The 20,146-nt window shown below is 60.8% G+C and carries 22 protein-coding genes; 18 read left to right on the top strand and 4 right to left on the bottom strand.

Annotation, left to right across the window (positions count from 1 at the left end; genetic code table 11):
* Positions 1–63 precede the first annotated feature (63 nt).
* From IFT59_RS19155 to IFT59_RS19130, 6 genes are all read left to right on the top strand, one after another.
* Positions 64–1,110, top strand: a complete 1,047-nt coding sequence (locus IFT59_RS19155) for an ABC transporter substrate-binding protein (protein WP_192087852.1) — start codon at positions 64–66, stop codon at positions 1,108–1,110.
* A complete protein-coding gene (locus tag IFT59_RS19150; protein ID WP_192087851.1) occupies positions 1,107–2,093 on the top strand; it encodes an iron chelate uptake ABC transporter family permease subunit in 987 nt (328 codons plus the stop codon). Before IFT59_RS19155 ends, IFT59_RS19150 begins: the two co-directional genes overlap by 4 nt.
* Positions 2,090–3,106 carry a FecCD family ABC transporter permease gene (locus tag IFT59_RS19145; protein WP_062454447.1) on the top strand — a complete coding sequence of 339 codons (1,017 nt, stop codon included), beginning with the start codon at positions 2,090–2,092 and terminating at the stop codon, positions 3,104–3,106. The genes IFT59_RS19150 and IFT59_RS19145 overlap by 4 nt, the downstream gene beginning before the upstream one ends.
* Complete coding sequence (locus IFT59_RS19140; RefSeq protein WP_062576760.1) at positions 3,103–3,882, top strand: ABC transporter ATP-binding protein; 780 nt, start codon at positions 3,103–3,105, stop codon at positions 3,880–3,882. Before IFT59_RS19145 ends, IFT59_RS19140 begins: the two co-directional genes overlap by 4 nt.
* Positions 3,883–4,173: 291 nt before the next feature.
* Positions 4,174–4,350 carry a hypothetical protein gene (locus tag IFT59_RS19135; protein WP_192078735.1) on the top strand — a complete coding sequence of 59 codons (177 nt, stop codon included), beginning with the start codon at positions 4,174–4,176 and terminating at the stop codon, positions 4,348–4,350.
* Positions 4,351–4,453: 103 nt separating this feature from the next.
* Positions 4,454–5,248 carry a DUF1194 domain-containing protein gene (locus IFT59_RS19130; RefSeq protein ID WP_192087850.1) on the top strand — a complete coding sequence of 265 codons (795 nt, stop codon included), beginning with the start codon at positions 4,454–4,456 and terminating at the stop codon, positions 5,246–5,248.
* A 28-nt stretch (positions 5,249–5,276) separates the two neighbouring features.
* On the opposite strand, the gene IFT59_RS19125 is transcribed toward IFT59_RS19130, so the two are convergent.
* Positions 5,277–5,912: an alpha/beta hydrolase family protein gene (locus IFT59_RS19125; protein ID WP_192087849.1), complete on the bottom strand. Its 636-nt coding sequence runs from the start codon at positions 5,910–5,912 to the stop codon at positions 5,277–5,279.
* Positions 5,913–6,009: 97 nt separating this feature from the next.
* Between IFT59_RS19125 and IFT59_RS19120 the strand changes: the two genes are divergently transcribed.
* The 4 genes from IFT59_RS19120 to IFT59_RS19105 all read left to right on the top strand — a co-directional run bounded on the left by IFT59_RS19120 (position 6,010) and on the right by IFT59_RS19105 (position 9,172).
* Positions 6,010–6,924 carry a TIGR02587 family membrane protein gene (locus IFT59_RS19120; protein WP_446737847.1) on the top strand — a complete coding sequence of 305 codons (915 nt, stop codon included), beginning with the start codon at positions 6,010–6,012 and terminating at the stop codon, positions 6,922–6,924.
* 10 nt (positions 6,925–6,934) lie between these two features.
* Positions 6,935–7,348 (top strand): TIGR02588 family protein, encoded by a 414-nt coding sequence (locus IFT59_RS19115; protein WP_113110188.1) that lies wholly within the window; start codon positions 6,935–6,937, stop codon positions 7,346–7,348.
* A gap of 192 nt (positions 7,349–7,540) precedes the next feature.
* Positions 7,541–8,068 carry a DUF992 domain-containing protein gene (locus IFT59_RS19110; RefSeq protein WP_062454438.1) on the top strand — a complete coding sequence of 176 codons (528 nt, stop codon included), beginning with the start codon at positions 7,541–7,543 and terminating at the stop codon, positions 8,066–8,068.
* 198 nt (positions 8,069–8,266) lie between these two features.
* Positions 8,267–9,172 (top strand): S1C family serine protease, encoded by a 906-nt coding sequence (locus IFT59_RS19105; protein ID WP_062454437.1) that lies wholly within the window; start codon positions 8,267–8,269, stop codon positions 9,170–9,172.
* 12 nt (positions 9,173–9,184) lie between these two features.
* On the opposite strand, the gene IFT59_RS19100 is transcribed toward IFT59_RS19105, so the two are convergent.
* Entirely contained in the window at positions 9,185–10,441 is a 1,257-nt protein-coding gene (locus IFT59_RS19100) for a glycerate kinase type-2 family protein (RefSeq protein WP_192087847.1), read from the bottom strand.
* A 54-nt stretch (positions 10,442–10,495) separates the two neighbouring features.
* Positions 10,496–11,440, bottom strand: a complete 945-nt coding sequence (gene pcaQ / locus IFT59_RS19095) for a pca operon transcription factor PcaQ (protein ID WP_430249552.1) — start codon at positions 11,438–11,440, stop codon at positions 10,496–10,498.
* An 86-nt stretch (positions 11,441–11,526) separates the two neighbouring features.
* Here pcaQ and pcaD point away from each other — a divergent pair, with 86 nt between their 5' ends.
* The 6 genes from pcaD to IFT59_RS19065 all read left to right on the top strand — a co-directional run bounded on the left by pcaD (position 11,527) and on the right by IFT59_RS19065 (position 16,503).
* The gene (gene pcaD / locus IFT59_RS19090) at positions 11,527–12,321 is read left to right on the top strand and encodes a 3-oxoadipate enol-lactonase (protein WP_192087846.1); all 795 of its coding nucleotides are present in this window, start codon (positions 11,527–11,529) and stop codon (positions 12,319–12,321) included.
* A gap of 5 nt (positions 12,322–12,326) precedes the next feature.
* Positions 12,327–12,746 carry a 4-carboxymuconolactone decarboxylase gene (pcaC, locus tag IFT59_RS19085; RefSeq protein ID WP_174197378.1) on the top strand — a complete coding sequence of 140 codons (420 nt, stop codon included), beginning with the start codon at positions 12,327–12,329 and terminating at the stop codon, positions 12,744–12,746.
* Positions 12,743–13,483: a protocatechuate 3,4-dioxygenase subunit beta gene (gene pcaH / locus IFT59_RS19080; protein ID WP_192087845.1), complete on the top strand. Its 741-nt coding sequence runs from the start codon at positions 12,743–12,745 to the stop codon at positions 13,481–13,483. The genes pcaC and pcaH overlap by 4 nt, the downstream gene beginning before the upstream one ends.
* 2 nt (positions 13,484–13,485) lie before the next feature.
* Positions 13,486–14,103 (top strand): protocatechuate 3,4-dioxygenase subunit alpha, encoded by a 618-nt coding sequence (pcaG, locus tag IFT59_RS19075; protein WP_192087844.1) that lies wholly within the window; start codon positions 13,486–13,488, stop codon positions 14,101–14,103.
* A 41-nt stretch (positions 14,104–14,144) separates the two neighbouring features.
* Complete coding sequence (locus IFT59_RS19070; RefSeq protein ID WP_192087843.1) at positions 14,145–15,215, top strand: 3-carboxy-cis,cis-muconate cycloisomerase; 1,071 nt, start codon at positions 14,145–14,147, stop codon at positions 15,213–15,215.
* Positions 15,216–15,327: 112 nt separating this feature from the next.
* Positions 15,328–16,503 (top strand): ABC transporter substrate-binding protein, encoded by a 1,176-nt coding sequence (locus tag IFT59_RS19065; RefSeq protein WP_113166552.1) that lies wholly within the window; start codon positions 15,328–15,330, stop codon positions 16,501–16,503.
* 213 nt (positions 16,504–16,716) lie between these two features.
* On the opposite strand, the gene IFT59_RS19060 is transcribed toward IFT59_RS19065, so the two are convergent.
* On the bottom strand, positions 16,717–18,117 hold the full coding sequence (locus IFT59_RS19060) for a helix-turn-helix domain-containing protein (protein WP_192087842.1): 1,401 nt from the start codon (positions 18,115–18,117) through the stop codon (positions 16,717–16,719).
* Positions 18,118–18,234: 117 nt separating this feature from the next.
* On the opposite strand from IFT59_RS19060, the gene IFT59_RS19055 reads away from it, so the two are divergent.
* Together IFT59_RS19055 and IFT59_RS19050 are read left to right on the top strand one after the other, a co-directional pair.
* On the top strand, positions 18,235–19,827 hold the full coding sequence (locus IFT59_RS19055) for an isocitrate lyase (protein WP_192087841.1): 1,593 nt from the start codon (positions 18,235–18,237) through the stop codon (positions 19,825–19,827).
* Positions 19,828–19,894: 67 nt separating this feature from the next.
* The gene (locus IFT59_RS19050; RefSeq protein ID WP_174197375.1) at positions 19,895–20,071 is read left to right on the top strand and encodes a hypothetical protein; all 177 of its coding nucleotides are present in this window, start codon (positions 19,895–19,897) and stop codon (positions 20,069–20,071) included.
* The last annotated feature ends 75 nt before the right edge of the window (positions 20,072–20,146 follow it).

The following is a 20,146-nucleotide window of genomic DNA, read 5'->3' as shown; positions in this document are numbered from 1 at the left end:
GGGGCACTCGAACTGTGAAACCTGATTATACCAAGACATGACTGTGGAAAGGACCGTTTACAGATGCCTATCTGCCAGACAGCGATCGGCTTCGGTATCGTTGCACCCACGAGACGACAGGTTCTGACGGCTATCGCGTCGGGGTTTGCCGCTGCGGCGACCGGAGGCCTTCCTGGTGTCGCGATGGCGCAAGACGAACTTCGCTTTGTCCATGCCTTCGGTGAAACGGTACTGCCGCAGCCGGCCAGGCGTGTGGTCTCGCTCGGGTATTCCACCCATGATCCTCTCCTGGCGCTGCGTGTCGTCCCTGTCGCCACGCGCCAGTGGTTCGGAGGCTATCCCTACAACGTCTGGCCTTGGGCCCAGGCGCTGATGGGAGATGCCCAGCCGCAGGTCATCTCGGGTGAAGTGTCAATGGAGATCGTCGCTTCGCTCCAACCGGACCTGATTATCGGCATCGGATCAGGTATCTCGCAGGCCGAATACGATATCCTATCCCAGATTGCGCCTGTCCTGATGCAGGAAAAGGGCGATCTCGCCTATGGCACCACCTGGGACGCCCAGACCCGCGTCATCGGTCGCGCGGTCGGCAACACTGGCAAGGCTGAGGAACTCATCGAAGGCGTCAAGTCGAGGTTTGCGGACATCAGGACACGGCATCCGCAATGGGCGGAACAGACCGCTGTCTGCGCCTACAATTTCGGCGGAGAAACCGGCGCCTTCATCGGCACCGATACCCGCGCGACGTTCCTGAAGGAATTGGGTTTCAGGCCGCCGCCAGCACTCGCCAACCTCGAAACAAACGAGGGTTTTTACGCCCGGCTTTCCCCGGAGGATCTTTCCAGTCTCGACGCGGACCTGCTGATCTGGGTTTCCACGTCCGATGCCGTGCCGGACATCGTCTCGATGCCGATGCGCAAGACGCTGAAGGCTCATGTCGAGGGTCGTGAGGTTCTGGCCGGAGCGCTTCTGGCCGGAGCGTTGACCTTCGGCAGCGTTCTTTCCCTGCCGTTCGCGCTCGAGCGGCTCGAAGCGGAGATCGGGTTGGCTCTGGACGGGAAAGTCGAGACACAGGTTCCGTCAAGCGTTGCCGCCGGGCTTGCCCCGTGAAATCAGCCGCCGTCCTTGGCCTGATTTTCCTCTGCGCCGTGGTGCTGACACTTGGCGTCGGGGTGCGCGATGTCACGCCTATCGATTTGTTCCAGGCAATCTTTGCATATGATGAGAGCAATCCGGTCCATATCGTCATCGGTTCCGTCCGAATGCCGCGCCTTGTCGCGGCGCTGATCGCCGGTGCGGGCCTCGGTATCGCCGGCACGATCATGCAGGCGCTCACTCGTAATCCGCTGGCGGATCCCGGCATCATGGGCGTCAACTCCGGTGCCGCCTTCGCAGTGGTGATTGCGGCTTTGCTGACAGGGCGGTCCGATAGTGGCTTGATGTCTGCCATGGCCTTTCCGGGCGCAGCACTCGCCGCCGCCGCCGTGTTCATGCTGGGCGGTGGACTACGCGGCGATGCAGGCCCCGTCCGGCTGGCGCTCGCGGGCACAGCGCTCAATGCGATGCTTCTGTCTCTGGTCTCGGCCATCGTCCTTGCCCGCAACGAGACGCTCGAAATTCTCCGTTTCTGGATCACAGGATCGCTGGCACAGGCTGGCGCGCGTCCGCTCGCCGGCATGGGGAGCGCCGCTGCCATCGGTATCGGGGTGGCTCTCCTGATTGCGCCGCGCATCGAGGCACTTTCACTCGGGTCTTCGCTTGCCCGCGGGCTGGGCACGAAACCGGCGCGCGTGCAGGCCGGAGCTCTCGTGGCGATCACGCTGACGACGGGTGCTGCGGTCGCGGTCGCGGGCCCCATCGCTTTCGTCGGCCTTCTGGTTCCGCCCCTGGCGCGGCGCGTCGCCGGACACGCCCTGCGGTTCGAGCTGATGGCGGCCGCTGTCATCGGCGCGTCGATCCTGCTCTATGCGGATACGCTCGGGCGTATCCTTCTCGCGCCATCGGAAATTCGCGTCGGCATCATGACGGCGCTGATCGGGGCTCCGGCTTTCGTCATCATCGCACGGCGGCTTCGTCCCGGTGCGACATCGTGACGGCGCGAGGCAATGGTCGGGCGAGGGGTGGCGGCAGGGCTGGCGTCGTCCTGCTGGTTGGCCTGCTGCTTTCCTCCATTCTCGCATCGCTCATGCTCGGCCAGATCTTTTTGACACCGCAGGATCTGTGGACCGGTCTATGGACGGGGACCGGGCCAGGAGCGCTGACGCTGCGTGTCCTGCGAGGCCCGGGAATTGCGACGGCAGTCGGTGTCGGGGCCGTTCTCGGCGCGTCCGGCACGATCTTCCAGATCCTGCTGCGCAATCCGCTGGCGGCGCCGGATGTGATGGGTTTCATGCAAGGTGCTGGCCTTGCGGTGATCTGCGGCGTCGCCTTCGGCCTTTCCCTGCCGCTGCCATTTCTGGCCGCCGCCGGCGGATTGATTGCGGCTGTCATTGTTGCGGGACTTTCTTACCGGCGGCACGGTACGCAGGCGGCGCTGACGCTTATTCTCGTCGGCCTCGGAATGGGTTTTTTCTGTTCTGCTGCAAGCAGCTTCCTGATGACCCGCCTGCCGCTCCAGGAGGCTGCGGATGCGCAGCGCTGGCTTGCAGGCTCTCTGGCCGCCCGCAACTGGGGACATGCGCTTCAGGTTTCCGCCACCGGCGGCGTTCTGTTTGCTTTGCTGGCCTTTCAGGTGCGCTCGCTCGGCCTGCTCGAACTGGGCGATGAGCTTGCAACGGGTCTCGGCGCGCGTGTGCGCCGGTCGAAATATCTGCTGATCGCCACGGGTGTGCTGCTGGCCGGCGCCGGTGTCGCCGTGGCGGGGCCGGTGCCGTTCGTGGCGCTGATGGCCGGGCCGCTCGGCTCGCGGATGACTAAGGCCAGCAGTCCGGGATCGCGGCTTGCAGCAGCCGCCGTCACAGGTGCCACAATTACTGTACTCGCGGATCTCGTCGCGCGCTCGCTTGTGCCGGGTCTGCAGCTACCGGTCGGCGTGATGACAGGGATCATGGGAGCGCCCTATCTACTGTGGCTGCTCTCGCGTGAAATGGAGACTGGAGACCTGTGACAGGCAAGGCGCTGAAAACCGAACTCCTGACCCTTGGCTATCGCGACCGGATCGTGATCCAGGATCTGTCGCTCACACTGCCGGACGGCAAGATCACGACCATTCTCGGGCCGAACGGATGCGGAAAATCGACGCTTCTAAAAGCGTTGGCACGGCTTATCCCGCCGCTGCACGGCACTGTGACGCTGGGGGGGGATGATATTGCGAAGATCGACACGAGAGCTCTCGCACGAAGGCTCGCCATCCTGCCGCAGGCATCCAAGGCCCCGGAAGGCATCAGTGTGTCTGATCTGGTGCGGCGAGGCCGCACACCCTGGCGCGGACTGCTCGCGCCCTGGAGCGAGACCGATGCGATCGCCTGCGAACGGGCGTTGTCACAGGTCGGCCTTGCCGATCTCGCCGACAGGCCGCTCGACGAACTGTCCGGCGGCCAGAGGCAGCGGGCCTGGATCGCGCTCGTGCTTGCACAGGATACGCCCTACCTTTTGCTCGATGAGCCGACGACATGGCTTGACCTCAGCCACCAGATGGACGTGCTTTCCGTGCTGCGCGAGCGCAATCGCAACCACGGAACGACGGTTGTGGCCGTACTGCACGATCTCAATCTAGCCGTCCGGTTTTCCGATCATCTCGTGTTGCTCGGCAGTAACGGACTGGTGGATGTCGGAAGCCCCGAGCAGGTCATGACGGAAGCCAATCTCGACGAGGCTTTCGGTTTGAAATCAATGATCATTGCCGATCCGGTGACGGGAAAACCGATGGTCGTCCCGCGGTAAACTGGCCAATGCCGGCGGCGTGCCGACAAGCCTCGCGCCAGAAACGTGATATATATTCACATCGCGGGGAAGATCTCATTCATAAAAACTAACAGTGATTGTTTTCGCTTAAGAATTTGGAATGTTTATTGCCGCGAAGCAAATCCGTGCCGGATTCACGAATCTATACTGTTGCGCTAGATTCTGCTCAGCAAATGATTCGCCGTCACGATGCATTTATCTAGTGAGGCCACATTGGACGCAGTAAGCCACAGGTTTGAAGACCAGAGTTCATCAGTCGAATACTGGGCCATGAACAGGGCCCATCAGATTGTCGTCCACCACGGTATGAGCCTGATCGAAGCCGCGCAGTGCCTTGACCGCAAGCGAACCAGCGCAAGCACCTACGCGCTCAGAAAAGCGATCATGGATTGCCTTGTCGAAGCGCTCACACAAGGCGCCCAGCAGGAGGTGACGCCTGCAGAATGAGTCTCATCACTGAGAGTTGAAGTCGAGTTCGCGCAACTGCATCGAAGCTTTTCAATCCTGTGTTACTGTTTTCATCAGTACAAACGCAGTGATTGGAGTGCAGATGCTTGCAACACTCGCGATGCTGATCAGCCTGTCTTCGGCTGCAACGCCCGTCGTACAATCGCCTGCCACTGCGGGCGGTCCGTCCGGCGAGGTCGATGTCGAACTCGTCCTCGCCGTCGATACCTCCCGTTCCATGGATTTCGAAGAGGTCGCCATCCAGCGCGAAGGCTATATCGAAGCTCTCCAGCACAGGGAATTTCTCGATGCGGTCAGGTCAGGCATGACCGGCCGCATTGCGATCAGCTATTTCGAATGGGCTGGCGGGGTCGTGCCGGGGTCGGTCATCGACTGGCACGTGATCGAAAATGCGCAGGATGCGCTCGTCTTTACGCAAAAACTGGCAGCGCGTCCGATCGAGACACAAAGGCGGACGTCGATTTCCGCGGCGATCACGCAAGGGGCGACGATGATCGTCTCCAACCCGCTGAGGGGCATGCGCCAGGTCATCGATATCTCGGGCGATGGGCCCAACAATTCCGGCAACCCGGTTGAGCCTGCAAGGAACAAGGCGGTCGAGGCCGGAATCGTCATCAACGGTCTGGCTCTGATGCTGCGACCGTCTGGTGCACCGGGCGGCTTGGATAAGTATTACGCGGATTGCGTGACGGGTGGTCCGGGCTCCTTCGTTCTCCCGGTTCACCGCATCGAGGATTTCGCAGTTGCTGTGCGCCGCAAGCTGGTGATGGAGGTGAGCGGCATCACGCCACCGGAGAAAGTCATGAAGATTGCTTCGGCGCCCGAGAGCGATTGCATGATGGGCGAGAAACAGTGGCAGGACATTTTCGACCGTTAGACTAAGACTCAGGACGGGGCAGTGAGCATCAAAGCCGCGCGGACCAGCTTTTGACGTGGGTCGCAACCGTCTTCAGGTGATCGTCGGCGGAATTGCCTGAAACGGTTTTTCGCGGCTTCAGATCGTGATCGCCATCAGGAAGCCACAGGAGTTCGATCGCGTCCGAAAGATCGTAGCCTTTGACCTCCTCTTCGCTGCCGAGCGGATCGCGGGCTCCCTGGCAGATCAGGGTTGGCGTCTTAAGGTCGCTGAGATGGGCGGTGCGCAGCTTGTCCGGTTTGGCCGGCGGGTGGAACGGATAACCCAGGCAGAGGAGACCGCCGATCCTGCCATCGGCAAACGCCTGGTCGGCAATCATGCTGGCGACGCGTCCGCCCATGGATTTTCCGCCGATCACCAACAGGGATTTCACATCAAGGTCGGTGATTGCCTTTAGGTATTCCTCCTGCAGTCGTTCGGCTTTCGGTGGCGGCCTTTTGCTGCCGCCCTCCCGCCGCGCCGCCATGTATGCGAACTCGAACCGCGCCACGCGAAACCCTTCGGCAGCGAGAGCCTCAGTGACGGCGGTCATCGCGCCTGAATCCATCGGGGCGCCTGCGCCATGCGCAAGAAGGATGGTCACCGGCGCGTCTTGTCGTCCATCGATCAGAAATTGTGTCGCCATCGTCAAGAAGCCCTTCCGCAAACTGAGGATAAGTCCTTTTATCGGCAGACGGATAGCTAGCCAATCGGGGCCATGTTCCTATCTATGCCATTCAGGCGTGCAAGCGAAAGCGACCGGTTTGGGCGGAACTGCCAGTATCGAAAACAGCAAGACGCAAGCCGATGGCGAATTGCGGCGCTTTCTCGTGGGCCTTGGCCGGGGTGCCGCGGGCGCGATGCTGTTCGGCATTCCCATGCTGATGACGATGGAGCTGTGGGAACTGGGTTTCTATATCGAGCAATCCCGGCTCCTGATCCTGCTCCTCTTCAACATCCCGCTCCTGATCGTGCTTGCGCATCTCATCGGGTTTGAGCGGACCTCTACCTTCTGGCAGGCCGTGCGCGACGCGTTGACGGCCTTCGCGCTCGGGATCGTCATAAGTGGTGCGGCACTTGTGATGCTCGGCGTGCTGAAGGCCGATATGCCCATGGCAACCATCATCGGCAAGATCGCCATCCAGGCGGTGCCGGCAAGCATCGGCGCCATGCTCGGGCGCTCCCAGCTGGGTGGAGAGGATAACGCTGACGACGAGGACGACGAGACGTCCCAGTCATCAGATGCCGTTCCCGACAGTCTTTCGACGAACTACGTGCGCGAGCTGTTTCTGATGGCGATCGGTGCACTGTTTCTCAACCTCAATGTCGCGCCGACGGAAGAAGTCGTCCTGATTTCCTACAAGATGATGAACTGGCACGGGGTGGTAACAATCCTGGTGTCGATCGCCATCATGCACTGTTTCGTCTACGCGGTGTCTTTTCGCGGCGGGCACAGAATGCCGGAAGACAGCTCACGCTGGCCTATCTTCTTCCGCTACACGCTTCCCGGTTATATGGTCGCGATGCTGGTCAGTCTCTATGTGTTGTGGATCTTCGGCCGGCTGGATGGCATGGCCGCAACGCCGGTGCTGATCTCGGTCATCGTCCTCTCATTCCCGGGGGCGATCGGCGCTGCCGCGGCCCGACTGATCCTTTAGCGAGGCCCTGATGAAAGACACGAGCGATATCGGCAAGGTCACCGAAAAGGGTGAGGCACACTGGATCGAATGGGTCACTGCGATCGTTTCGACGCTGATTGTTGCGGCCGTCCTTGGCTGGGTTGGCTGGCGCGCCGTAAGTGAGGAGAAAGTCTCACCCGCGTTCCGTATCGAGATCACCGAACGCATGCCCGTCGAGGGCGGCTACCGCATCCGGTTCGATGTTTCCAACAGCGCTAACCGAACGGCGGCAGCGGTCGTCGTGCGCGGCGAGGTCATGGATGGTGAGGCGGCCATCGAACAGGCGGATGTCACCTTCGATTACGTTCCCGCGCAATCGAAAGCCTCGGGAGCCATCCTTTTCGCCCGTGAGCCGCGTCAGGATCAGATCCGGTTGCGGACGATCAGCTTCACCGATCCCTGAACGGGCGCCGCCAGCCGATCATGGCTTTTCGACGGGCGCCGCCAATGCAATCCACTCACGTTCTGGAATCCGGCGTGACATTTCGTGTAGCGATGACGGGATCGATTCGGAGTCATGTGCGTTTATGTTCGCTGCCTGCGACCGACCAAGAGGTGAGGTCGCGGTAAAAGAAGAATTAAATGGAGTACAGGGATGAATAAGACTTTCGCCGCGGCTGTTGCCGCCCTGCCGATCGTTCTCACCGCAACGACCGCCTTTTCTGCAGACGTGATTTCGCGCAGGGATGCACCATACCAGGAAGCTGACCAGCGCGGCGGCGTCCGTATCGGCTATCTCGATTGCCAGGTCGGCGGTGGCGTCGGTTACGTCATCGGTTCCGCCAAGGAAGCCGAATGCACCTTCTCGTCCACGATGGGCAGCGAGCCGATCGATCAGTACACCGGCGTCATTCGCAAGATGGGTGTCGATCTCGGATTTACCACGCGCAGCCGCCTGATCTGGGCAGTCTTCGCACCTACCGCTGGCTATCACCACGGTTCGCTCGGCGGCCTCTACCAGGGCGCAACGGCTGAAGCGACTGTCGGTGCCGGCATCGGCGCCAACATTCTCGTCGGCGGCACGTCCGGTTCGATCCATCTCCAGACCGTCAGCATCACCGGTCAGCTCGGCCTGAACGTTGCTGCGACAGGTACTTCGGTTACGCTGACCCCAGCCAACTGATCCAACGGTTAGACGTCAAGTCATTTGGAAGGCCGCCGGGTAACTCCGGTGGCCTTTCCATGTCTGGAAGCGACCTCTTGAACCGGTCCGCGCAAAATCATATTTTGACCCTGTCGCTTGGAAACAGCGTGCAGTTTGCGATCAATCAATTCGGCTAGGCGGCCGCGCCCCTACCGCGACAAGATAAGGATCGGCATCATGGATATAGAAAAAATCTTGGCGTCCGTCGTCGCGGTACGCGCCTCCATTCCCGATAACGCGTTCACGGCCGATGCTCTCGGCGTCCGGCGCGAAGGCAGCGGTGTGGTCATCCGGGAAAACGGTCTTATCCTGACGATCGGCTATCTGATTACCGAGGCCGATGACGTGTGGATCACGAGCCGTGATGGCCGCAAGGTCCCGGGCCATGCACTCGCCTACGATCAGGAAAGCGGCTTCGGTCTCGTGCAGGCCTTGGCGCCCTTGGAACTGCCTGCGCTCGAGATCGGGGATTCCGACAATGCTGCTGTCGGAGATCCGATCGTTTTTGCGGACGGGGAGGGCCAGTATGTGCGCGGCAATATCGTCGCCAAGCAGGAGTTCGCAGGATACTGGGAGTACCTGCTCGACGAGGCGATATTCATCACGCCAGCGCATCCCTCCTGGGGAGGCGCCGCGATGGTCGATGCCGAAGGCCGGTTGATCGGCGTCGGCTCGCTACGGCTGCAGATGAGCAAGGGCGGAGAGATCGCCGATATCAATATGGTGGTCCCGATCAACCTCCTGGCTCCAATCTTGGATGACCTGCTCAACAGCGGCGAATTCAAGCGCCAGCCGCGCCCTTGGCTCGGCGCGTTCTCGGCAGAAACGAATGGCGACGTCGTTGTCATGAGCGTCACCGAAAATGGTCCGGCCGCAAAGGCAGGCCTCAAGCGTGGCGACGTCATCTCGGAAATCCGCGACGGTGAGGTCGACGGGTTGGCTGACTTCTACCGCAAGGTTTGGGAAAGCGGTCCGCCCGGTGCGGAAATTCCCATGCGTGTTCTCCGTGACGGCCGCGAAGCCTGGCTTCGCGTGAAATCGGCGGACCGCAACGACTTCCTTCTGAAACCGCAACTGCAGTGAACGACAGCCGGATTACCGGATCAGGATCGCCCTGAAATCGTTGACATTCGTGCCCGTCGGGCCGGTGACGAACAGGTCACCGGTCGCTTCGAAGCCGGTATAGCTGTCGTTGCGTGACAGAAGCGCGCGTCCATCCTGTCCGGCCGCGATCAGTCGCCTTGTCGTGCTGCCGTCGCAAAAGGCGCCGGCGTTGTTTTCGGAGCCGTCGATCCCATCCGTATCGGCTGCGAGCGCAGTGATCTCGAGGCCGTCGATAGCGAGCGCATGGGCCAGTGCGAATTCGCCGTTGCGTCCGCCACGTCCGCCGTCGGAGCGCAGCGTCACAGTCGTTTCGCCACCTGAGAGAAGCACGGCAGGCTTGGCGAACGGCCGGTCGTGCTTTGCAATTTCCCGCGCAATCGCTGCATGAACGAGCGCCACATCGCGCGCTTCACCTTCGATGGAATCCGACAGGATATGCGGCGTCAGGCCGTGTGCCAGCGCTATCTCGGCGGCGGCCTGCAGCGAAACGCCGGCCGAGGCGATGACGTGATGCTCGTTCCGGGCGAAAACCGGGTCTGAAGGATCCGGAGCATCGGCCGCGGGCGACGTCAGATGCGCCATCATGGCCCGCGTGAGATTGAGTCCGTAGTTTTCGACGATGGCCAAGGCATCGTGCCGCGTGCTTTCGTCGGGGATTGTCGGGCCGGACGCGACAAAGGCCGGATTGTCGCCGGGGATGTCGGAGACGATCAGGCTGACGACCCTGGCCTGGGTTGCTGCCGCAAGACGGCCACCCTTGATCGTCGACAGATGCTTGCGGACAACGTTCATCGCTGAAATCGGCGCGCCCGATGCCAGCAGGGTCTCGTTGAGCGCGATCTCGTCATCGAGCGTCAGTCCCTCCGGTGGCGCCGGCAGAAGGGCAGACCCGCCGCCGCAGACCAGTGCAATCAACAGATCCCGTTCCGTCAGATCAGAGACCGTTTCCATGATCTTCACCGCAGCGGCGAGACCGGCCGCATCGGGCACAGGGTGAGACGCTTCCAGAACCTCGATCAACCGTGTTTCGCACCCGTAGCCGTAACGGGTGACGACGACGCCTGAGAGCTCGCCGGGCCATATCGTTTCCAGCGCAGCTGCCATCTGGGCTGCGCCCTTGCCGGCGCCGACGACTACGGTACGGCCGTTCTGTGGCGGCTCAGGCAGGTGCCGGCTGATGCCGGTTAGAGGATCGGCTGCCTTTACCGCTGCGCGGAACATCGCCTCCAACAATTCCCGATCCTGCATTCTCCGCTCCCTCATGCCTTCATTCGTCCGTTCGATCACGGTGACCTGCGGTCGTCAATCGCGTTTGCCCGCCGCCCCTGCAATGTCGCGCGCCGCCTGGCGGATCGTCTGCATCAGAATATCGAGCGGCGCAGGGACGCCGGCCTCGGCCTTGAGGGTCAGCCCCACCGGACCCTTCGTCTCCGCCGTGTCGATGGGCAGCGTTGCCAGCAGGCCGTGGGCGATATCGGCCGCCACAACGCCGTGGGAGATGATCCAGATAGCGTCGCTGGTCTGGACGAAGGCGCGACCGAACGTATCGGAAACCGTCTCGATCTGGACCGGGAGATCGGTAATGCCGTGGGTGATCAGAAACTGCTCGACGACGGGCCGAATGATCGATCCGCGCGTCGGCATCAGGATCGGGAAATGACCCAGCGTCTCAAAGAGCGACTGTTTCGCCTCGAGCAGAGGATGCCCGGTGCGGACCGCAAACACGACCTGTTCCGAATAGAGATGCTCGAAGCTCAACCCCGCCATTTTCTCGGGCGCCGCAAGCCGTCCCACCACCAGATCGAGATCGCCGAGGCGTAGCTGTTCCATCAGGACGGCATTCTCGCCCGTCACGATCTTGACCTGGCCGCCTGCATTCTCGGCAAGGAAAAGCGTCATTGCCAGCGGCATGATGTTGCTGGCGACCGTCGGGAGCGCGCCGATCCGCAGCGGCATTGTGTCACCAAAGCGGGTGGTGGAGACGGCATCCATGCCCCTCTTCAAAGAGGCGAGCGTGGTTCCGGCGTGGCGCAGAAACACTTCCCCTGATCGCGTCAAGCGCAGACCGCGGCCTTCGCGCTCGAACACCGTCACGCCAAGCGCCTCCTCCATCTCGCGAATGGTCTTCGTCACCGCCGGCTGGCTGACATTCAGCACCTTGGAGGCCTGCACGACACTCTTCTGCCGGGCGACCTCGACAAAGGTCTGCAGGTGGCGGAACTTGATCTTGAGATTGTCCAAATTCATAACCCATGGGTTAAGCAATGGCCAAAAATTATCATTTTACTTAACCGCATGCCAGTGCGAACACTGTGCCCAGGAGGATTTGGTTCATGCAGTTTGTCGATCTCGACGGCGTCGCGGTTCACTACGATATCGACTGGGCGGGAGATAACCGGCCGGTCGTGGTGCTCGTGAATTCGCTCGGTACGGATAGCCGTATCTGGCATCACGTTGTCCCCAAGCTGGCAGGCGACTACACCGTGTTGACCTACGACAAGCGTGGTCACGGGTTGTCGGATCTTGGAAACCCTCCCTATTCCATCGAGGACCTCTCCGGAGAGCTTGCAGCGCTGCTCGATCATCTCGGCCTGTCCGATGTCATCGTCTGCGGCCTTTCCGTGGGTGGATTGATTGCCCAGAGCCTCTACGTGTCGCGGCCGGATCTCGTTCGCGCGCTGATCCTTTCCAACACGGCGCACAAGATCGGGACACCGCAGATGTGGGCTGACCGTATCGGCGCCGTCGAGCAAAACGGGATCGGCAGCATTCTCGAACCTGTCATGCAGCGATGGTTCACCGCAGCATTCCGCGAGCCCGGAAATGCCGCCTACAAGGCCTATTGCAACATGCTGGTGCGCCAACCCGCCCTCGGCTACAGCGGCACATGTGCTGCGATCAGCAAGGCGGATTACACGGAGCAGGCAGCCCGGATCGCGGTGCCGACGCTTTGCATCGCAGGCGATCAAGATGGATCGACCCCGCCCGAACTGGTGCAGTCGCTTGCGGATCTCATTCCCGGTGCACGCTATGAAGTCATCGAAGGCACGGCGCATATACCCTGTATCGAAGCGCCTGGCGCCTACGCGGCCCTGATCCGCGGCTTTCTCGAAGAACTGGAGTCCTGAACGATATGGCAGAAGCTTCAATCCCGTCGGAACGCTACAAGCAGGGACTGGCGACGCGCCGCTCGGTTCTCGGCGACGCGCATGTGGACCGCGCCCTTGCCAACGGGACGCCGTTTGACCAGCCGTTCCAGCAGTTGATCACCGAAGGCGCCTGGGGCTCGGTCTGGTCGCGGGAGCAATGGTCGAAGCGGGAACGGTCGATGGTGACGATCGCGCTTCTGGCCGCACTCGGCCATGATGAAGAGGTGGCGATGCATATCCGCGCCACGGCCAATACGGGAGCGACGCGCGAGGATATCTGCGAGGCGCTGATGCATGTGGCGATCTACGCCGGCGTGCCCGCCGCCAACCACGCTTTCAAGATCGCCAAGGCCACCTATGCCGAAATCGATGCGGCAAAGCCTGCTGCGGAGGAGCAGAAATGAGCAACGCACCACCAGAAACGACACCCTTCTTTGCCCGAGACCGGGAGAGGCACCCTCCGGCATACACGCCCGGCTACAAGACCTCGGTCTTGCGCTCGCCGCAGCGGGCGCTGATCTCGCTCGAAGGCACGCGCAGCGAAATCACCGGGCCGGTGTTTGGTCACAACATTCTCGGCGAATTCGATAACGACCTGATCGTCAACTACGCCAAGCCCGGTGAATCCGCGATCGGCGAGCGCATCATGGTCTATGGCCGTGTGCTCGATGAACGGGGTAGGGGCGTTGCGGGGGCTCTCGTCGAATTCTGGCAGGCCAATGCCGGTGGACGCTATCGCCACAAGAAGGAAAGCTATCTTGCACCGCTCGATCCCAATTTCGGCGGTTTCGGCCGGGCGATTGCGGATGTAGAGGGCTATTACTGTTTCCGCACGATAAAGCCCGGTCCCTATCCCTGGCCGAACGGCGTCAACGACTGGCGTCCGGCGCATATCCATTTCTCGGTATTCGGGAACGGTTTTGCCCAGCGCCTGATCACGCAGATGTATTTCGAGGGTGATCCGATGATCTGGCTCTGCCCGATCGTCAAGACGATCCCGGACAGGCACGCGATCGAAAGCCTGATCGCACCGCTCGACATGAATGCCTCGATCCCGCACGATCTGCGGGCCTACAAGTTTGATATCATCCTGCGCGGGCGCCGCTCGACCCTTTTCGAAAATCGTCTGGAAGGCAATTGATCATGGCGCAGCCGCTGAACTACCTCAAGGAAACGCCATCCCAGACGGCCGGACCCTACGTGCATATCGGTTGCACGCCGAATTTCGCAGGGCTTGAAGGCATCTACGACCAGGATCTCGGGTCCGGGCCAATGGCCAGCGACAAGACCAAGGGCGAACGAATCACCATCAGGGGGTTCGTCTATGACGGTGCCGGTGCGCCTCTGAAGGACGCCCTGATCGAGATCTGGCAGGCCGATGCCGACGGGATCTACAACAGCCCGTCAGAAACGCGCGGCACGGCCGATCCCAGTTTTCTTGGCTGGGGCCGCTGTCCCGGCGATATGGCAACTGGCGAGTTCGCCTTCGAAACGATCAAGCCCGGGCGGGTGCCGTTCCGGGACGGCCGGCCGATGGCGCCGCATGTCACGTTCTGGATCGTGGCGCGCGGCATCAACCTCGGCCTGCAGACACGGATGTATTTCTCCGACGAGGAAGCCGCCAATGCGGAAGATCCGGTCCTCGCCCGCATCGAGCATCGCGTGCGGGTGCCGACCCTGATCGGGCAGCGGGACGGTGATACGGTTCGCTTCGACATCCATCTCCAGGGTGACAAGGAAACGATATTCTTCGATATCTGACGGCTACTTTCGAGAAAGACCAGCAAGGTGACAATTCTGGCATGACCGTTTCCGCATTCGAACATCCCTTCCTGTCTGGTCTGCTCGGCGATGAAGAAGTGCCTCGGCATCTGTCTCCGGAGGCCGAGATCACGGCGATGCTGGCGTTCGAAGCATCTCTCGCCACCGCGCAGGCAAAAAGCGGTCTGATACCGCATGCATCCGCGCAGGCGATCGCTGCGGCATGCGCGTCGTTTTCGCCTGATATGTCCAAGTTGAAGCAGGCGACCGGCCGCGACGGTGTCGTCGTGCCGGAGTTGGTCCGACAGCTGCGCAGTGTGATCGGGGATGAGGCGGCCCCGCATGTCCATTTCGGCGCGACGAGCCAGGATGTGATCGACACCGCACTGATGCTGCGCCTGAAATCGGTCGCCACACTTCTGTTAGGGCGACTGCAGGATCTGGCCGAGCGGTTCAGTGAACTGGACCGGGCGAACGGTTCCCGCGCGATGATGGGGCATACGCGCATGCAGGCGGCTTTGCCGATCAAGGTATCGGACCGCGTGGATGCCTGGCGCCATCCGCTTATCCGGCAGAAACATCTGCTTGCCGCCTTTGCCGAAGATGGCTTTGCGCTGCAGTTTGGCGGTGCCGTCGGCACGCTGGAAAAACTGGGTGATCACGCGGCTCAAGTGCGCGCCATGATGGCCGCCGAGCTTGGTCTTGCCGATGCTCCGCAATGGCAGAGCCAGCGGAGCAGGCTTGCCGAGTTCGCCGGCATCCTTGCCACGATCTCCGGAAGCCTCGGCAAATTTGGACAGGATATCGCTCTTCTCGCGCAAATGGGTGGCGAGATAACCTTGTCGGGCGGTGGTGCCTCATCGGCCATGGCGCACAAGCAGAACCCGGTGGCGGCCGAAGCGCTTGTCGCTCTTTCGCGTTACACCGCGGTCCAGCTTTCCGGCATGCAACTGGCCATGGTCCACGAGCAGGAGCGCTCGGGCGCTGCCTGGACGCTGGAATGGCTGGTCCTGCCGCATATCGTGATGGCGGCGGGTGCGGGCCTGCGGCTGGCCGGCGAGCTCGCTTTCAACATCACCGCGCTCGGCCGCGATGCCCCGCGCGATATTTGACGGATGGCAATCGGCTGACACGCCGATTTCGGTTTTACATTGCAGCACCGCATGCAATCTTCTCGCAACGTTACATCGGGAGGCGATGCGACACATGGCACGGGAGAGCCTAATGAAGACGCTGATTTCAACTGTTTTCGCACTGACCTTGATGTCGGGAGCCAGCTATGCCGAGACCATCAAGGTCGGCGTCGTCGGTCCCTTCTCGGGCCCTTTCGCGCTGCAGGGAAAGAACTTCAAAGCCGGTATCGATGCCTTCTTTGCCCTGAACGGCAAGAAGGTTGGCGATAACGAGATCGAGGTGGTCTATCGCGACGTGCCGACCGCCGATCCCGCCAAGTCCAAAGCGATGTCGCAGGAGCTGATCGTTCGCGAGAAGGTCCAGTATCTCGCCGGATATTATTTCACGCCAGACGCGATGGCGGCGGCCCCCATGCTGCAGCAAGGGAATGTGCCGATGGTTGTCATGAACGCCGCCACGTCCGCAATCGTGAACGCGAGCCCTTATGTGGTCCGCACCTCGTTTACCACCTGGCAGACGGCCACGCCGCTCGCCAAGGTCGCCAAGGATGGCGGCGTCACCAAGACGATCACGCTGGTCAGCGATTACGGCCCAGGCGCCGATGCCGAGACGGCTTTCAAAACAGCGTTCGAGAAAGAGGGCGGGCAGGTTGTCGAATCCATCCGGATGCCGCTTTCGACAACGGATTTCGCACCCCTGATGCAGCGGATCAAGGATTCCGGCGCGCAGGCGCTGTTCACCTTCCTGCCATCCGGCCCGCCGACGCTTGCCTTCGTGAAGGCCTATAACGACACCGGCCTCAAGGCAGCAGGCATCAAGTTCTTCGCAACGGGCGATCTGACGCAGGAATCCGATCTGCCGGCTCTGGGCGAAGCCGGCCTTGGCCTCACCACCAGTTTCCACTACGCGGTCTCGCATGACTCGGCCGAAAACAAGGCTTTCGTCGAAGCAGCGCAAAAGGCGATCGGCAACCCTGCCGAACTTTCCTTCCCGGCCGTCGGCGCATTCGATGGCATGCATGTCATCGCAAAAATGATCGAGGCAACCGGCGGCAAGCAGGATGCGGCCAAGGCCGTCGAGGCCGTCAAAGGCCTGTCATGGACCAGTCCGCGTGGACCCGTCACGATCGATCCGGCCAGCCGGCACATCACCCAGAACATCTATCTGCGCAGCGTCGAGAAAGGCGCAGACGGCAAATACTTCAACAAGGAAATCCAGACCTTCGAGAAGCAGGGCGATCCGGGTCTGGCCTTCGCCAAGAAATAGGCGTTCCTGCTGAGAGCTGCTCCGGCCTGTCAATTGGTTTGTAGGACCAACCCAATTGTCAAAACGGCCCTGCTGAGCCCGTGTTCAGCAGGGTTGGAAAGCCTTCGAGTTAGGATTCCCGGCTCGCCGACAGGTTCGCAGCATCCGTTAGTTTGCAAAGCGCCATTACCCTTCTTACTCATGTCGAGCGGATCGTAGGCGTCCTCAGTCGGGCTACGCGTCGGAGAACCCAAACGGAGCCTCCGTCCTCCGATAGTTGTCCGGAAGTACCTGCCGTCCAATCGGCGGTTCGGCACGAGAAGTGCATTCTGTGCGCTGACAGAGCTGGCACGCAATGCCGATAGGCGTCGGCTTATGTGTCTGAGCGTGCTCTGAGGCGTAGACAAGCCGGTCTGCATATCGAGCCTCACAGACGATCGCGATCGCGCGGTCGACGCTCGGAAGGCCGTGGCTGCCACCGCCCGAGTGCACGGTTCGAGCTATCGAGAAGAACCTTTGGCCATCAGGCAGCTCCATCCATTGTGTCACGACCCGCCTTGGAGAGGTAAACACCTGATGGACCGTCCACAACGGACAGCCGCCGCCGTGTCGTGCAAAGGGAAAGGCGCCGCTGTTCAGTCTCTTGGAGACGTTTCCGGCAACGTCGACCTTTATGAAGAAGAAGGGAACTCTCTCGTGTCCGGGCTTCTGGAGCGTCGTGAGCCGGTGCGCAGTCTGCTCGAAGCTCGTCCCGAAGAAACGAGCTAATGAGTCTAGATCGTATCGGCGAGCCTCCACAGCTTTGGCAAAGGCAGCATACGGCATCAGGATTGCCCCCGCGCAATAGGCAGCGATAGCTCGATGAGCAAGCCGCTCCGAATTCTGCGATTCGAAATTCCCTTCGGCAACGGTGCTTGCAATCTCGTTCTCAAACTCGAGGTAGGCGAGCTGCTGCGCCATCTGGAAATTCTGGCTTGAATGATCCAGAGCTTCGTTGAGCAGCAGTTCCTTGCGATGCCAGTCAAGTCGCCGGAGGGATCCTGACATCACCTCTGCGGGAAGCCTTCGGACTTTAAACCCGTGCTCGTTCTGGAGGAAGGCTGGCAAACCGCCGCCCTGGCTTACCCGGCCCGCCAGCTTTTCCGACAGCGTGTCCAAAACCGGGAAGTAGTTCTTTCGGGCGGCTAGAAAGCTTCTGACGGCGGCGATGGAATCCCCTTCAAACGGGCGTCCATCGTTTGTCGTGTGTTGGCGCCGGTCGGCTAAAGCGAACTGCTCCTCTTTGTATGCCGTGTAAAGTCGCAGCAGCGCTTCAGCAAACCCGGGAAAGCTGTGTGCGATATCCGCGATATCGACCGCATTCAAATCGATGTCAGTGAAGATCGCGTCTCGTGCTGCAAGCCGTAACTGCGCGACAAGATCCTGGCCTGAGTCAGCGGTAAATTCGCTAAAATCGATCTTATATGCCTTGGCGAGGCGCAGCAGTATTTCAGCTGTCACCGGGCGCTGATTGCGTTCCATCAGCGCGACATAGGATGGCGAGATGTCGAGGTCGCTCGCCATCTCTACCTGCTTCAGGCCCAAGTCCCGGCGAAGTCTTCGCAAGCGCGGCCCAAGGTAAACACGATTATCCATACAAGCATTACAGCATTACGAAGAACTTCTGTAAAGTTTGACAGCTTGACTTCAGTGTGGCTCGCCATGGCCTTACCGGCTGTTATCGTCCCATGGACAGAAACATTGGAGGGTCTCATGTCGTATCAAAAACTACTCGAAGAAGCCGAGCACCTGATAGGTGGGAATGAATGCTGGACTGGAATGACACCCGAGGCCGTTGCGAGGATGAGGCTTCAGAACCGGTTCAAGACCGGCCTCGACATCGCCAAATACACCGCCAAGGTCATGCGGCGAGACATGGACGCGTATGATAACGACCCGTCCAAGTACACGCAGTCGCTCGGGTGCTGGCATGGGTTCATCGGTCAGCAGAAGATCATATCGATCAAAAAGCATTTTAAAAGCACGGAGCGGCGCTACCTTTACCTCTCCGGCTGGATGGTCGCCGCGTTACGCTCGGAGTTCGGGCCGCTGCCAGACCAGTCGATGCACGAGAAGACGACCGTACCGGCATTGATCAACGAGCTTTACACGTTCCTGCGGCAAGCCGATGCTCGTGAACTGGGCGACATATTCCGGCAAATCGACAAAGCCCGGGAGGCAGGCGATGCTGTCAAGGAACGGCAGCTCACCTCCGCGATCGATGATTTCCAAACGCACGTCGTCCCGGTCATAGCCGATATTGACGCCGGGTTCGGCAATGCCGAAGCGACCTACCTGCTCGCCAAGAAAATGATCGAGGCAGGGGCCTGCGCTCTTCAGATCGAAAACCAGGTCTCCGACGAGAAGCAGTGTGGCCATCAGGATGGTAAAGTTACCGTCCCTCATGAAGACTTTGTCGCGAAGATCCGTGCGTTGCGCTACGCCTTTCTCGAGATGGGAGTGGACGACGGCGTCATCGTGGCTCGCACGGATTCTTTGGGCGCCGGGCTGACCAAACAGATCGCCTTTTCGGTCTCCGAAGGCGATATCGGCGACCAGTACAATTCGTTTCTGGATTGCGAGGAGGTCGGCGCGGGCCAGCGATTGAACGGTGACGTCCTGCTGACCCGTGGCGACAAGGTTCTGCGTCCGAAGCGCCTCCGCTCGAACCTCTACCAGTTCCGACCCGGCACGGGTGCCGATCGTTGCGTGCTCGATTGCATCAATGCGCTTCAGAACGGCGCGGACCTTCTCTGGATCGAGACCGAGAAACCGCACATCGAGCAGATCGCCGGGATGGTCGACCGCATTCGCGATGTCGTTCCGAACGCGAAGCTCGTCTATAACAACTCGCCTTCCTTCAACTGGACGCTGAACTTCCGGCAACAGGTCTTTGACGTGTGGGTCGAGCAGGGCAGGGACGTTTCGGCGTATGACCGTGCGAAGCTCATGAGCGTCGACTACGACGGTACGGAACTCGGCAAAGAAGCTGATGAGCGCATCCGGACATTTCAGCGTGACGCAGCAAAGCGAGCAGGCATCTTCCATCATCTGATCACCCTGCCGACCTACCACACGGCCGCTCTTTCGACCGACAATCTTGCGAAGGAGTACTTCGGCGATCAGGGAATGCTTGGCTACGTCGCCGGCGTTCAGCGGCAGGAAATTCGCCAGGGGATCGCAGCGGTGAAGCACCAGAATATGGCCGGTTCGGATCTGGGCGACGATCACAAGGAATATTTTGGTGGCGATGCGGCGCTGAAGGCGGCTGGAGAGCACAATACGATGAACCAGTTTGCAGCTTGAGCTGCAGGATCATACGCCTCGAAGGAGCGATGCTCCTTCGAGGTACACTTTCAACGGAGGAGCTGAAATGTCGACAAATACTGAGACCAAGACGTCACAACCCGAACGATCGAGAGCCGTCTTCTCAAACCAGGACTTCGAACTCATCCGGGTCGCGATCAGTCACTATTTGCAGGAAATCAAGGAGCAGCCGGAGGCGGTAAAATACTCGAACCTGTACCACCGGCTCGGTCGCGTTGTTTGAACCCGCAAAGCAGCACCGGTGATTAAGACCATCGGTGCGGCACTCGATGCTGGTGCTTGGGGCCGATTGCTGTGG

Origin of the sequence: Rhizobium sp. CFBP 8752 (genome assembly GCF_014842035.1) — a bacterium.
Classification (GTDB): domain Bacteria; phylum Pseudomonadota; class Alphaproteobacteria; order Rhizobiales; family Rhizobiaceae; genus Neorhizobium; species Neorhizobium soli.
Note: the sequence above shows the minus strand (reverse complement) of the source record. Positions and strands in the feature narration are given on the sequence as shown.

What these genes read in the sequence shown, in the direction of transcription:
- IFT59_RS19155 (WP_192087852.1), top strand. Translation starts at nt 64, where the DNA reads ATGCCTATCTGCCAGACAGCGATCGGCTTCGGTATCGTTGCACCCACG.
- IFT59_RS19135 (WP_192078735.1), top strand. Translation starts at nt 4,174, where the DNA reads ATGAACAGGGCCCATCAGATTGTCGTCCACCACGGTATGAGCCTGATC.
- IFT59_RS19130 (WP_192087850.1), top strand. Translation starts at nt 4,454, where the DNA reads ATGCTTGCAACACTCGCGATGCTGATCAGCCTGTCTTCGGCTGCAACG.
- IFT59_RS19125 (WP_192087849.1), bottom strand. Translation starts at nt 5,912, where the DNA reads ATGGCGACACAATTTCTGATCGATGGACGACAAGACGCGCCGGTGACC.
- IFT59_RS19115 (WP_113110188.1), top strand. Translation starts at nt 6,935, where the DNA reads ATGAAAGACACGAGCGATATCGGCAAGGTCACCGAAAAGGGTGAGGCA.
- IFT59_RS19110 (WP_062454438.1), top strand. Translation starts at nt 7,541, where the DNA reads ATGAATAAGACTTTCGCCGCGGCTGTTGCCGCCCTGCCGATCGTTCTC.
- IFT59_RS19105 (WP_062454437.1), top strand. Translation starts at nt 8,267, where the DNA reads ATGGATATAGAAAAAATCTTGGCGTCCGTCGTCGCGGTACGCGCCTCC.
- IFT59_RS19100 (WP_192087847.1), bottom strand. Translation starts at nt 10,441, where the DNA reads ATGCAGGATCGGGAATTGTTGGAGGCGATGTTCCGCGCAGCGGTAAAG.
- pcaQ (WP_430249552.1), bottom strand. Translation starts at nt 11,440, where the DNA reads ATGAATTTGGACAATCTCAAGATCAAGTTCCGCCACCTGCAGACCTTT.
- pcaD (WP_192087846.1), top strand. Translation starts at nt 11,527, where the DNA reads ATGCAGTTTGTCGATCTCGACGGCGTCGCGGTTCACTACGATATCGAC.
- pcaC (WP_174197378.1), top strand. Translation starts at nt 12,327, where the DNA reads ATGGCAGAAGCTTCAATCCCGTCGGAACGCTACAAGCAGGGACTGGCG.
- pcaH (WP_192087845.1), top strand. Translation starts at nt 12,743, where the DNA reads ATGAGCAACGCACCACCAGAAACGACACCCTTCTTTGCCCGAGACCGG.
- pcaG (WP_192087844.1), top strand. Translation starts at nt 13,486, where the DNA reads ATGGCGCAGCCGCTGAACTACCTCAAGGAAACGCCATCCCAGACGGCC.
- IFT59_RS19070 (WP_192087843.1), top strand. Translation starts at nt 14,145, where the DNA reads ATGACCGTTTCCGCATTCGAACATCCCTTCCTGTCTGGTCTGCTCGGC.
- IFT59_RS19065 (WP_113166552.1), top strand. Translation starts at nt 15,328, where the DNA reads ATGAAGACGCTGATTTCAACTGTTTTCGCACTGACCTTGATGTCGGGA.
- IFT59_RS19060 (WP_192087842.1), bottom strand. Translation starts at nt 18,117, where the DNA reads ATGGATAATCGTGTTTACCTTGGGCCGCGCTTGCGAAGACTTCGCCGG.
- IFT59_RS19055 (WP_192087841.1), top strand. Translation starts at nt 18,235, where the DNA reads ATGTCGTATCAAAAACTACTCGAAGAAGCCGAGCACCTGATAGGTGGG.
- IFT59_RS19050 (WP_174197375.1), top strand. Translation starts at nt 19,895, where the DNA reads ATGTCGACAAATACTGAGACCAAGACGTCACAACCCGAACGATCGAGA.